Below are 13,050 nucleotides of genomic sequence, written 5' to 3'. Positions count from 1 at the left end.
GGCGGGTATTTGACCAAGGCGGGGTGTCTTTAGAATTTTCGTTGCGGTCTAGTGTCGATCGACCGGGCGATCTTGTTCAATTCCTCCAAGTCCTCGCGGGAAGGTACCGGCGGAGGATCCCCCGGCTTCCACCCTTTCATTCGCAGTTGCATTTGGTCCCACATTGGCTGGAGCAACTGGTTCAGCGGGAAGCCTTTTGAAATTGCTGGCAACAAGCCAGCGTTGTTACTCCGCTGGCCGTTGGCATCGTAGGCAATGTGCGCACCTCCGCCTCCGGCGAATTTCCATGCGCAAACTGCCTCAGGCCCGACAGTTGCGGACTCTTTCGCGCTGATCTCTCGGTTGATGTGGTTAAACCACGCGCAAAGACGATCCGCAGCAACTTCTTTCGTGCGAGCCTTGGCAGACTGCCTCGCCATCATCTGTATAATTGCGTGCGGCGGGAAATGTTGGGCACCGCTCCCACGAGCGAGCGCAATTGTCTACTCGGTCGCCGAGGTTGAAATTCATCACCCGAAACCTGGTGTGGCCTCCGGTGTCCACCGGCGAGTTCTTGTCTTTGACCCGCATTCGCATTTCAACTCGCGATGTGATCGCGTGCAACCTGGGTTTCCCGTCCACGAAGCCCGCGTAGCCGAAAGTGTGGCCAGCAGCATGGCTATCCAAACGTTGCTCCTCAGCAGCAGCAGCAATCTCCAACAAGGTCTGATTTAATGTCCGGTTGGCACCACGCAAAACGCGCTCGATCCACTCACTGACCTCGAACGGCTTTCGGCCCGACCTGGCGCCAGCGCCAGCGTAAGTGATGAACCTTGACCGTCGGACGTCTCAAGGCTGCACAGCTTGGTAGCTAGAAGGCCATGCGCGTCGGGCGCACCGCTTAAGCGCCGGGTCAGCTGCGACGAACGCCAATCGTCGAGTGACGAAAGCAAACGCGAAAGTCACTTGTTGCCTCAGATGTAGCCCGGAATGTAGCCCAGAGCGAGTTGCCTGCGAAATTGCAGAGTTCAGATTGGTATCTAAGTGCTTGAAAATGTGGCTCCCCGGGCCGGATTCGAACCAGCGACCAACCGGTTAACAGCCGGTTGCTCTACCACTGAGCTACCGGGGAACAGAGGCTCTCATGTGAGTGGCGCAGCCTATAGCAAACCCGTTTCGGCTTTGCAAAGAAGCATTTCGTATTTTCGGCGCTTTTTCGCGCCACGATTTCTGGCAATCATGTGCGGGCGTCCTCATATGAGCCGTCTGGCGGGGTGCGCGGAACCGAAAAGGCGATTGCGGCTTTCGTCAGCTAGTGCTTTTAGTTTGCCCGAACGGACCACTGACCAGACATGAGCGCAGCAAGCCACAACCACCCACCGGCACGAAAAATATCGGTCTTCGGCCGTGAGTTCACCATGCCGCGCTCGCGCGGCCTCAGGATTGCAATCGGCGTCGTGCTGATCTTCGGCGGCATTCTCGGCTTTCTGCCGATCCTGGGCTTCTGGATGGTGCCGATCGGATTGCTTGTGCTCTCCTACGAGTTTGCCGTGGTGCGTCGCCACCGGCGCCGCCTCGTCGTCTGGTGGGAACGGCGGCGGCGGCCGAACTGACGGCTGTACCGACTTCGCAAGCCGGCAAGCCCTGCGAAGGCGTCTTTCCGGCGACCTGGCTAAATGCCCGGACTGGCTGAGAGCCTTGTTTGGAAATACTGCTCCGACGGCCAGATGATGGCGGTTCTGCGCTTACCTACGGCGCCGCGCGTCCAATTGGAAGCGCAGCGCTCTAATGTCCGCTGCGCTCCGGTTCTCGGAGCATGCGTGTCGTTGGCTCGACGCGTGGCATCGTGGCCGAGGGGAAACCGTCGGGAATGCACCATGGCCGCTTGACGGCATTTTCGCCGCAACCTATTGGAACCGGGTGGAACGCCGGGAGCAATGAGGCCTCGTGGCGGAGTGGTTACGCAGAGGACTGCAAATCCTTGCACCCCGGTTCGATTCCGGGCGAGGCCTCCAGTTGCCCAAGCTCCCGCGCACCAGCGCCAGGGGGTTCCAGTCGACATGAGCCGCGGTCTTGGCGCGGCAAGCGGATCGATCTTGGGCGGATTGATCTTGAACAGGTTGGTCTTGGGCGGATTGGTTGGAACATGAGCGCTGATTTTGCCGAACGTCGAGTAAAAATGGTCGACGGCCAGGTCCGCACCACCGACGTAACCAGCGCGCCGCTGCTCGAGGCGATGCTTGTCGTGCCGCGCGAGGCCTTTGTCGCCCCCGATCAGCGCGATCTGGCCTATATCGACGAGGACATCCGCATTGCCAATACCGCGGACGGCCCGCGCTATCTCATGGAGCCTTCGCCGCTGGCCAAGCTGATGCAACTGGCCGAGATCGGCCCTGGCGATTCGGCGCTCGATGTCGGCGGCGGCACCGGCTATGCGGCGGCGATCCTGTCGCGGCTGGCAAAGTCGGTCGTTACGCTGGAAAGCGATCCGGCATTGGCCGAGACCGCGATGTCGACGCTTTCGGCGCTGGGCTGCGACAATGTCAGCGTGGTCAACGGACCGCTGCCGGAAGGCCATGCCGCCGGGGCACCCTACGACGTCATTTTCATCGGCGGCTGCGTCGAGAAAGTGCCGGAACCGCTGCTCGACCAGCTTGCCGAAGGCGGTCGGCTCGTCGCCGTCGAAGGGCAGGGCAATTCGGGCGTGGCCCGATTGTTTCTGAAAACAGGGGGGGGTGTAACCGGAAGAGGCGCCTTTAATGCGGCAATTAAGCCACTACCGGGATTCGAACGTATCCGTGCGTTCGAGTTCTGAATGATTTTGGCTTGCAGCAAAGCCGTTGTCGTGTTCGCTTGCGCTTGAATAATTGTTGCTGATCCGCACAACCGGGGTGTTCTTTTTGGGGGCAGACAGCAGGGAACCTGAAACACACGGCGCCGGCTGCTCGAATGGGAGAAGCCGGCGCGGTGTGGTTCCCATGCAAAACGAATGAGGGAATAACGTGCCGTCTTTACGCAAGAGTCTTTTTGCCGCCTTCCTTTCGGCGACCGCGCTTTCTCCACTAGGCGCCTCGGCGGAAACCATTCTCGGAGCACTTTCAAAAGCCTATCAGAACAATTCCCAGCTCAATTCGGCGCGCGCCGGCGTCCGCGTCACCGATGAGGGCGTTGCCATCGCCAAGTCCGGCTGGCGCCCGACCATCACCGGTTCCGCGAACATCGACTACTCCAGGGGGTATTTCGATGCCCGGAGAAATATCCCCGGGGAGAACGGAAAAATCGCGATAACCACCGGCAACTTTGGCGTCCAGATCGACCAGACCCTGTTCGACGGCTTTCAGACCAAGAACAACGTCGCCGCCGCCGAATCGCAGGTCCGCGCCTCGGTCGAGAGCCTGCGCAATACCGAAGAGAACATTCTGTTCAATGCGGCAAGCGCCTACATGGACGTGATTCGCGATCGGCAAGTGGCGGTGCTGACGGAGCAGAACCTGCAGTTCCTGACCGAGCAGGCACGCGCGGCGCGCTCGCGCTTCGAAGTCGGCGAAGGCACCCGCACCGACGTCGCACAGGCCGATGCCGAGCGCTCCTCCGCCGTGGCGGAACTGGCCGCCGCCCGCGCGCAGGCGCTGGCAAGCGCTGCGACTTATCGCCAGATCGTCGGCGACGAGCCCGGCAGGCTCAGGGCCGCTTCGCCGCTGGCGAACCTGTTGCCGTCGAACCTCGATTCGGCGATCGCGATTGCATCCAGTGAGCACCCGGCCATCCTCGCCACCCAGCATCTGGTCGACGCGGCGGCGTTTTCGGTGAAATCGGCCGAAGGCGCGCTGCTGCCGCAGCTTTCGGCTTCCGCCGGCGTTTCCAGTGACTATATCAAAAACGATCCCCTCAGCAGTGGGGATGGCACAACCAATACGGCCAACATCGGTGCCACGCTGACCATACCGATCTATTCGGGCGGGCGGACGTCGGCGATAGTGCGTCAGAACAAGGAATCGCTCAGCCAGGCCCGGATCGAGGTCGATGTCAGCCGCGACACCGTGCGGCAAGCGGTGACCTCGGCTTGGACGCAATATATCGCCGCCCAGCAAAGCGTGGTGGCTAACAGGCAGGTGATCGCCGCCGCGCAGCTTGCCTTGAGCGGCGTCATCGAGGAGCGCAATGTCGGCCAGCGCACCACGCTCGACGTTCTCAACGCCCAGGCCACCCTCATCACCGCCAAGATCAACCAGGCCAGTTCGGAACGCGATCTGGTGGTGGCGAGCTATGCCATCCTTTCGGCTGTCGGTCGTCTTTCGGTCGAGCGTCTCGCCCTTCAGGTAACGAAATACAGACCCGAAGAACATTACAATGCGGTCAAAGACAAGTGGTTTGGCCTGCGCACGCCAGACGGCCGCTGATCACCTCACCAGTTTCAACTTCCATCCAGTTTCAAGCTATTTAGAGCCCGCGCCTCCAAAAAGGACGCGCGGGCTCTAATCTGTTGAAATCCAACATGCCCTCAGATTGGGGATTCTCCTAAGGCGATCCGTGGGTTACGCTGTTGCCATGATTCGAATCCGGCTTTGGCCGGACAGGAAATCTGCAACGAGTCACAAGGGCGGCGGATGTGACGATGGCGACTGCAAGCAGCGTACAGCGCGAGCCTTCGATGGAGGAAATACTGGCCTCCATCAGGAGGATCATCGAGGACAACGACACCGGCCGCAAGCAGCCGGACGATACGGACGACCTGCTGCAGGATCTGACGTCGGTAGCCGTGCCGGCACCGGCACCGGCGGCAGGCGAGGCGCCGCCGGAGGCAGGCGGGGCGCCACCAGCGGCAGGCGGGGCGCCACCAGCGGCAGGCGCGTTTCGCGCCGAGTTGCGTCCGGGGTTCGACGCCAGGAGGCCGGCCACGCTGACCGAGGTGCAGGCGCAATCCTCGGCTGTCGAGCCTGTCATCGCGCGCGTGGAGCTGCCGGTGCGTTCCGATCCGGCTCCGGTCAAATCGCCCGTGACGCTTGCTGGTGACAGGGTCGCGGCCGAAGCGGCCCCGGCCGCCAAGCCGGAGCCGAATGCGCCTGCGATGGCAAGGGTTGCGGAGACGACCGACAGTATCGTTGCCGGGTGGCGGCGTGATATCGCCGCAATCAGCGAAGCGAAGACCGCGGCCAGGCCGGACAGGGCCCCAGACAGGGCTGAGCTGCGACAGACGCCAGATGCCGAACAGAAGGCTGAGGTTTTGGAGGACGCGGCCGAACCTGCTTTCGAGCCCGCCGCGCCGCGAAGCGGGTTGGCGCGCCCGGCGACGAGCGAGGCACCGTCCGCTCGTCCGGCGATCCTTTCCGAACATACGGGCCGGCAAGTTGCCGCCGCCTTCGGCGAGCTTTCCGATGCGTTCGCCAGCCGCAGCAAGAAAACCTTCGACGAGATGGCCGAGGAGATGCTGAGGCCCATGCTGCAGGACTGGCTGGACAACAATCTGCCGACGCTGGTCGAGCGGCTGGTACGCGAAGAAATCGAACGCGTGGCGCGCGGCGCGCAGTAATAATTCCGACGGTCGGCGGATGAACCCCGCCGCAGCGGGCGACGTCTTCGTTGATGCGCAATGCAATGCCTACGGCCTCGGCAGTGGCATTGCCTGTGATCTTGTCCGATCGATCTGTATGGCGGGCGAGCCCGCTCGCCTGCCGCGTCGCGGTTGACTTGGCCAAAACCTTCCGATTTACACCGGACCAGCAAAAACCCGACAGCCCGGACGCCTTCCCATGCTCGAAAAAACCTACGACGCAAAAATCGTCGAGCCGAAGATCGCCAAAGTCTGGGAGGAGGCCGACGCGTTTCGCGCCGGCGCAGGCGCTGAGGAGGGCGCGGAAGCCTTCACCATCGTCATCCCGCCACCGAACGTCACCGGTTCGCTGCATATGGGCCATGCGCTCAACAACACGCTGCAGGACATTCTGGTGCGCTTCGAGCGCATGCGCGGCAAGAACGTGCTGTGGCAGCCCGGCATGGACCACGCCGGCATCGCCACGCAGATGGTGGTCGAGCGCCAGCTCATGGAGAAGCAGATCCACCGCCGCGACCTGACGCGCGATGAGTTCATCGAGAAGGTCTGGGAGTGGAAGGCCGAATCCGGCGGCGCGATCTTCAACCAGCTGAAGCGGCTGGGGGCCTCGGCCGACTGGAGCCGAGAGCGTTTCACCATGGACGAGGGTCTGTCCAGGGCGGTGCTCGAAGTGTTTGTCACCCTCTACAAGCAGGGCCTGATCTACAAGGACAAGCGCCTCGTTAACTGGGACCCGAAGCTGTTGACTGCGATTTCCGACCTCGAGGTCGAACAGCAGGAGGTCAACGGCAATCTTTGGCATTTCCGCTATCCCGTCGAGGGCGAGGTCTTCGATCCGGAAAATCCAAAAACCTTCATCACCGTGGCGACGACGCGGCCCGAAACGATGCTGGGCGATACGGCGGTGGCGGTGCATCCCGACGACGAGCGTTTTCGGCATCTGGTCGGAAAGAACCTCGTCCTGCCGATCGTCGGCCGCAAGGTCCCGGTGGTGGCGGACCAATATTCCGATCCGGAGAAGGGCAGCGGCGCGGTCAAGATCACGCCAGCGCACGACTTCAACGACTTCGAGGTCGGCAGGCGCCACAAGCTGCCGGCCATCAATATCCTCACCGTCGAGGCGGCGGTCGCCCTCACCGACAATGACGAGTTTCTCGCCGGGCTGGAGATAACGCCCGAGCGTCGGGCCGTCTGGGATGAGCTCAACGGGCTCGATCGTTTCGTCGCGCGCAACAAGATCATCGAGCTGATGGAGGCGGGCGGTTTCCTCGAAAAGGTCGAGCCGCATCGCCATGCCGTGCCGCATGGCGATCGCGGCGGCGTGCCGATCGAACCGTTCCTGACCGAACAATGGTATGCGAACGCGGCGGAGCTCGCCAAGCCGGCGATCGCCTCCGTGCGCGAGGGCCGTACCAGGTTCGTGCCGAAGAACTGGGAGAAGACTTATTTCGACTGGATGGAGAACATTCAGCCCTGGTGTATTTCGCGCCAGCTCTGGTGGGGACACCAGATCCCGGCCTGGTACGGGCCGGACGGCCGCATCTTCGTCGAGAAGACCGAGGAGGAGGCGCTCGCCGCCGCGATCGAATATTATCTGGCGCTGGAAGGGCCGTGGAAGGCCTGGGTCGAGGACAAACTCGAGAATTTCAAGCCGGGCGAGATCCTGATCCGCGACGAGGATGTGCTCGACACATGGTTTTCGTCCGCGCTGTGGTCGTTTTCGACGCTCGGCTGGCCGGACCAGACGCCGGAGCTGAAGACCTACTACCAGACCGACGTGCTGGTAACCGGCTTCGACATCATCTTCTTCTGGGTCGCCCGGATGATGATGATGGGCCTGCATTTCATGGGGGAGGAGCCGTTCCACACCGTCTATGTCCATGCACTGGTGCGCGACAAGAACGGGCAGAAGATGTCGAAGTCGAAAGGTAACGTCATCGACCCGCTCGATCTCATCGACGAATATGGCGCCGACGCACTGCGCTTCACGCTGACGGTGATGGCCGCGCAAGGGCGTGACGTGAAGCTCGATCCGGCTCGTATCGCCGGCTACCGCAATTTTGGCACCAAGCTGTGGAACGCGACACGTTTTGCCGAGATGAACGACGTCGCGAGAAACGACGATTTCTGGCTGAACGACGCCAAACTGGCGGTCAACCGCTGGATTCTGACGGAACTGACACGCGCGGCACGTGAAATCACTGATGGAATCACTTCATATCGGTTCAACGAGGCTGCGACTGCTGCCTACCGCTTCGTCTGGAACCTGTTCTGCGACTGGTACCTGGAACTGTTGAAGCCGGTCTTCATGGGCGCGGACGAGGCTGCCAAGGCCGAGAGCCGGGCTTGCGTCGCCTTCGTGCTCGACGAGATCTACAAGCTGCTGCATCCGATGATGCCGTTCATGACCGAAGAGCTGTGGGCTGAGACATCGGGTGAGGGCAAGGAACGGCCGTCGCTGCTTTGCCATGCCGCGTGGCCGTCGCCCGACTTCGAGGACGAGGCAGCGGCCGCCGACATCAACTGGCTGATCGACCTGGTCTCAGGCATCCGTTCCGTGCGTTCGGAAATGAACGTGCCGCCGGCGGCGATCGCGCCGCTGATGGTGATCGGGGCCAATACCGCAACCCGCGAAAGGCTTGAGCGTCAGACCTCGGCCATCAAGCGACTGGCGCGGGTCGGCGACATCTCGCTTGTCGATACGGCGCCCAAGGGCTCGGCCCAAATCGTGCTCAACGAGGCCACCATCTGCCTGCCGCTCGGCAGCCTGATCGACCTTGCCGCCGAGGCGGCGCGGCTGCAGAAGGAACTGGTCAAGGTGACTGAAGAGATCGCCCGCCTGCACAAGAAGCTGTCCAACGACAAATTCGTCGCCAACGCACCGGAAGATGTCGTCGAAGCCGAGCGCGAAAAACTCGCCGAATATCGCGAGGCGCAAGAGAAGCTTTCGGTGGCGCTGACACGCGTGCGCGAAGCCGGTTGACCCATCATCTCTGGTGTTTGAGAGTTTAACCGGCTGAGGAAGCGGATTTGCCAAACCGGCTTCCGCTTTTTGGGCCTGATGCTCCGGATTCGCGAGTTCTGCGAACGCGCTTTTCGGGCGGCTTTCTGCACGAAAAATAGGCATTCCGCAGCGTAAATCTTGACGTAAACGGAATGTTTTGGCCCCATTGTTGCCATAATGTAACAATGGGCTCGGTTGCCGCAAAACGGGCGGTTTTTGCGCAGTTTCAGGTTTGTTTTTCCGAGTTTTTTGCTCGATTTGCAGCCAAATGGGTCGTTTTCCGGCTCTGCGGTGAAGCTGTCACCTTGTCTGAAATACGGTCGGCGAGGCGTACATGTACGCATCGAGAATTCGTTGTTGCGCCGTTAACCTGAATTGGGTCTAGCTTAGTCCATTCGTACTAGGGGAGGACATTCATGAACAATTTGCGTCTGAAAGCGCTGCTGGGGGCGGGGTGCTTTTCGCTGTTGATGTCGGGCGTTGTCAACGCCGGCGGCTTCGACCGGGGCGGTGTCAACATCGACCAGTTGTTCGATGCCACGCCATATTCGATCGACGCCGGCGTCACCTATGTTTCGCCACAGCGCACACTGAAGAATGTGCGGCGCCTGGATGGCTCGGGACTGTCGTCTTCGTCTGTGGACGTTGGTGGCGACTATGCGGTGCCGCGCATCGGCATCAAGGCCAACATCTTTGAGCCAGTGGATTGCCTTGCGAGCTATACGGAACCGTATGGTGCTGAGGCGGACTTCGGAAGGAACAACGCCTATTCGCCATCAGCGGTCGAATACTACGTCAGAACAAATGATTTCGGGCTTACCTGCTCCTACAAGGTGAATGTCGGCAAGGGCGCCCTGCGCTTCATCGGCGGGGTCTCCTACCAGGAGGTCGATGCATTCCTGTCGCGCCAGACCTTGCTGGCCTTCGGCAATACCGGCCTCGGCAAGTTCCAGCTTTCCGACGAGGCGTGGGGCTGGCGTGCTGGCGCCGCCTATGAAATTCCCGAAATCGCCTTGCGCGCAAGCCTGGTCTACTCTTCCAGCTACAAATATGACGAACTGTCGGGAACCGTCGACACGACCGGGTTCAGGGGCGCCTTTCCAGCGGATCTCGTTCCAGGCGCCACCGGGGTGTTCCCTGTCTCCGCCTCGGCCGAGATACCCCAGGCGGTGGAACTCAAGCTGCAGAGCGGCATAGCGCCTGGCTGGCTGGCGTTTGGTTCTATCCGCTGGCAGGAATGGAGCAAGCTTGGCATCATTCCGATCCAAGGTGTGCGTAGCCCGGTGACCGGTGCTCCCTCGCCAGTTTCCTTCGATCTGCTTTATCGCGACGGCTGGACGGTCACGGGCGGCATAGCGCACAAGTTCACCGACCAATTGTCGGCCGCGGTTTCGCTGACCTGGGATCGTGGAACCTCGACGACCTCCGGCTATCAGTCCGACACTTGGGCGGTCGCCAGCGGCATCTCCTATTCGCCGAATGACAAGATCGAGGTCAGACTTGGTGGCTCGATCGGTGTCCTGACCAGTGGGTCGTCGACCTTCACCGGCGTTGGCGACACGGCAAATGCCATCACCTACACATATGACGACGATCTGCTGCTTGCTGGCTCAGCTTCGGTTAAGGTCAAGTTCTAAGCATCTGTTTTCAATATCAAAAAGGCCGAGCGACGCCCGGCCTTTTTGCTTGAGGGGCTTGCCGGCGAACCAAGCGGCGTCGCAACGAGGCCGCTTCCCTCTGCCTCACGCGATCGTGATGTTTTGGCAACAGTTCCCGGGCAACCCTCCCGCCATAACGGCGCCCGCCGACATTGCCTACTTCCCGCCATAAACCCGGCGCACCTCGAATACGTCTCAAGGCATGCCAAAAGGGTCGGCGGTGGGGCAGGTCGCATCGCTCGCGGCAAGGGAAGAGTATGAACGCCAGAGTCATCTCCAAGGCCAAGCTGCCCAGCCGCTATGTGACCGTCGGTCCGGCGCGTGCGCCGCACCGCTCCTATCTTTATGCGATGGGCTTGTCGGCGGCCGAGATCGCGCAGCCACTGGTCGGCGTCGCCAGCTGCTGGAACGAGGCGGCACCCTGCAACATCTCGCTGATGCGCCAGGCGCAGGTGGTCAAGAAGGGCGTCGCCGCGGCTAGCGGCACGCCGCGCGAATTCTGCACCATCACCGTCACGGACGGCATCGCCATGGGCCACCAGGGCATGAAATCGTCGCTGGTGTCGCGCGAGGTCATCGCCGATTCGGTCGAACTCACCATGCGCGGCCATTGCTACGATGCGCTGGTCGGCCTTGCCGGTTGCGACAAGTCGCTGCCCGGCATGATGATGGCCATGGTGCGGCTCAACGTGCCGTCGATCTTCATCTATGGCGGCTCGATCCTGCCCGGTTCCTACAAGGGCCGGCAGATCACCGTGCAGGATGTGTTCGAGGCCGTCGGCCAGCACTCGGTCGGCACGATCGGCGACGCCGAACTCCTCGAAATCGAGCAAGCGGCTTGTCCGTCGGCCGGCTCCTGCGGCGCCCAGTTTACCGCCAACACCATGGCCACCGTCGCCGAGGCGATCGGGCTGGCGCTGCCCTATTCCTGCGGGGCGCCGGCGCCCTATGAGATGCGCGACCGCTTCAATTTCGCCTCCGGCGAAAAGATCATGGAGCTGATCGCAAAAAATATCCGCCCGCGCGACATCGTCACTCCGAAGGCGCTGGAGAATGCGGCGACCGTGGTCTCGGCCACCGGCGGCTCGACCAACGCGGCGCTGCATTTGCCGGCGATCGCGCATGAGGCCGGGATAAAGTTCGACCTGTTCGACGTCGCCAGGATCTTCGAGAAGACGCCTTATATCGCCGACCTGAAGCCGGGCGGCAAATATGTCGCCAAGGACATGTTCGAGGCCGGCGGCATTCCGCTCTTGATGAAGACGTTGCTCGACCACGGCTATCTGCATGGCGACTGCCTGACCGTGACCGGCCGCACTTTAGCCGAAAATATGGAGCACGTTGCCTGGAATGATAGCCAGGATGTGGTCCGTCCCGCCAACCGACCAATCACCCGAACGGGTGGCGTCGTGGGCTTGAAGGGAAACCTTGCCCCCGAAGGCGCGATCGTGAAGGTCGCGGGCATGTCGGAGCTTAAATTCTCTGGTCCGGCACGCTGCTTCGATTCGGAAGAGGAATGTTTCCAGGCGGTTACGGATCGCAGCTACAGCGAAGGCGAGGTCCTCGTGATCCGCTACGAGGGACCGCGCGGCGGTCCGGGCATGCGCGAAATGCTGTCGACGACGGCGGCTCTCTATGGCCAGGGCATGGGCGGCAAGGTGGCTCTCATCACCGACGGCCGTTTTTCGGGCGCGACACGCGGTTTCTGCATCGGCCATATCGGGCCGGAAGCCGCTGTGGGTGGCCCGATCGGGCTGCTCAGGGATGGCGACTTGATCTCGATCGACGCGGTGAACGGCACCATCGAGGTGGCGCTGTCCGACACCGAACTGGCGACCAGGGCACAGGCATGGAAGGCGCGCGCGACCGACTATCAGTCGGGCGCGATCTGGAAATATGCACAAACGGTAGGGCCTGCCCGCGACGGGGCGGTCACCCATCCCGGTGGTGCGAGAGAAACACATTGTTATGCGGATATCTGAGTTGCTGAGGCTGTCTGTCTTTTCGGCACTGGTCGCGATCGCCACTTTTGGCGCGACCTTGGGCGCCGCAGGCCAGGCCATGGCCTTCGATGACAAGGTGTTCGACGACAAGACCGGCGTGAAGCCGCAGTCGAGCCCGTGGGCGGTGTTCCAGTTCGGCTTCTCCGCCTACAAGAACGGCCGCAAGGAGCAGGCTGCTGAGGCTTATAAATACGCGGCCGAAAACGGCCAGATCGGCGCCACCTGGAAGCTTGCGCGCATGTATGCCGAGGGTGACGGCGTCGAGCGCGACGACTACGCGGCGTTCAAGTTCTTCAGCGAGATCGTCGACCAGGACGTCGAGCCCGGTTCGCCGGAAGAGAGCTATGTCTCGGACGCGCTCGTGGCGCTCGGCGACTATCTGAGGAAGGGCATCCCCGGCAGCCCGATCAAAGAGAACGAGGTGGCGGCCCAAGAGTACTACATGCGCGCCGCCGCCAATTACCGCAACCCGAATGCCCAGTTCGAGATGGGCCAGATCTTCCTGAATGGCAAGGGCGGCGTCAAGGCGAGCATCAAGCAGGCCGGACGCTGGTTCCAACTCGCTGCGGAAAAGGGCCATGCCGGCGCGCAGGCGACGCTCGGCCATCTGCTCTTCCAGAGCGGCAAGATCGTTCGGGGGCTGGCGATGATGACCGCGGCGCTTGAACGAGCCGCGCCTTCCGACCAGCCGTGGATACGCGGCATGCAGGAAGAGGCATTTGCCGCCGCGGGCGAGGCCGACCGCCGCACCGCGATTTCGCTGGCCGACGACATCCTCACCAAGGGTGGCGGCGACCGGTAGTCGCGAAGCCAGTCACGAAGCCAACAGTTGGGAAAGACTGGGTCAATAGTCAG

The 13,050-nt window shown here is 61.9% G+C and carries 8 protein-coding genes and 2 tRNA genes; 9 read left to right on the top strand and 1 reads right to left on the bottom strand.

Annotation, left to right across the window (positions count from 1 at the left end):
• Positions 1 to 1,036: 1,036 nt before the first annotated feature.
• Positions 1,037 to 1,111: transfer RNA gene (locus tag AC0L2Z_RS17925), tRNA-Asn, on the bottom strand.
• A 220-nt stretch (positions 1,112 to 1,331) separates the two neighbouring features.
• Here AC0L2Z_RS17925 and AC0L2Z_RS17920 point away from each other — a divergent pair.
• The 9 genes from AC0L2Z_RS17920 (at position 1,332) to AC0L2Z_RS17880 (ending at position 12,997) form a co-directional block, all read left to right on the top strand.
• Positions 1,332 to 1,592: a hypothetical protein gene (locus AC0L2Z_RS17920; protein WP_023802589.1), complete on the top strand. Its 261-nt coding sequence runs from the start codon at positions 1,332 to 1,334 to the stop codon at positions 1,590 to 1,592.
• A gap of 328 nt (positions 1,593 to 1,920) precedes the next feature.
• Positions 1,921 to 1,994: transfer RNA gene (locus tag AC0L2Z_RS17915), tRNA-Cys, on the top strand.
• Positions 1,995 to 2,125: 131 nt separating this feature from the next.
• Positions 2,126 to 2,794 (top strand): protein-L-isoaspartate O-methyltransferase family protein, encoded by a 669-nt coding sequence (locus AC0L2Z_RS17910; RefSeq protein ID WP_473628906.1) that lies wholly within the window; start codon positions 2,126 to 2,128, stop codon positions 2,792 to 2,794.
• A 187-nt stretch (positions 2,795 to 2,981) separates the two neighbouring features.
• A complete protein-coding gene (locus tag AC0L2Z_RS17905) occupies positions 2,982 to 4,379 on the top strand; it encodes a TolC family outer membrane protein (protein WP_473628905.1) in 1,398 nt (465 codons plus the stop codon).
• Positions 4,380 to 4,594: 215 nt separating this feature from the next.
• Entirely contained in the window at positions 4,595 to 5,509 is a 915-nt protein-coding gene (locus AC0L2Z_RS17900; protein ID WP_473628904.1) for a PopZ family protein, read from the top strand.
• A 220-nt stretch (positions 5,510 to 5,729) separates the two neighbouring features.
• The gene (locus AC0L2Z_RS17895) at positions 5,730 to 8,513 is read left to right on the top strand and encodes a valine--tRNA ligase (RefSeq protein WP_473628903.1); all 2,784 of its coding nucleotides are present in this window, start codon (positions 5,730 to 5,732) and stop codon (positions 8,511 to 8,513) included.
• Positions 8,514 to 8,950: 437 nt separating this feature from the next.
• Positions 8,951 to 10,171, top strand: coding sequence for an OmpP1/FadL family transporter (locus AC0L2Z_RS17890; protein ID WP_473628902.1), 1,221 nt, complete (start codon positions 8,951 to 8,953; stop codon positions 10,169 to 10,171).
• A gap of 278 nt (positions 10,172 to 10,449) precedes the next feature.
• On the top strand, positions 10,450 to 12,174 hold the full coding sequence (ilvD, locus tag AC0L2Z_RS17885) for a dihydroxy-acid dehydratase (RefSeq protein ID WP_473628901.1): 1,725 nt from the start codon (positions 10,450 to 10,452) through the stop codon (positions 12,172 to 12,174).
• Positions 12,161 to 12,997 (top strand): tetratricopeptide repeat protein, encoded by an 837-nt coding sequence (locus AC0L2Z_RS17880; RefSeq protein WP_023802582.1) that lies wholly within the window; start codon positions 12,161 to 12,163, stop codon positions 12,995 to 12,997. The genes ilvD and AC0L2Z_RS17880 overlap by 14 nt, the downstream gene beginning before the upstream one ends.
• Positions 12,998 to 13,050 lie beyond the last annotated feature (53 nt).

Source organism: Mesorhizobium sp. WSM4850 (assembly GCF_055811735.1).
The sequence above is the reverse complement of the archived record's forward strand: the minus strand, read 5'-3'. Positions and strand labels throughout refer to the sequence as shown.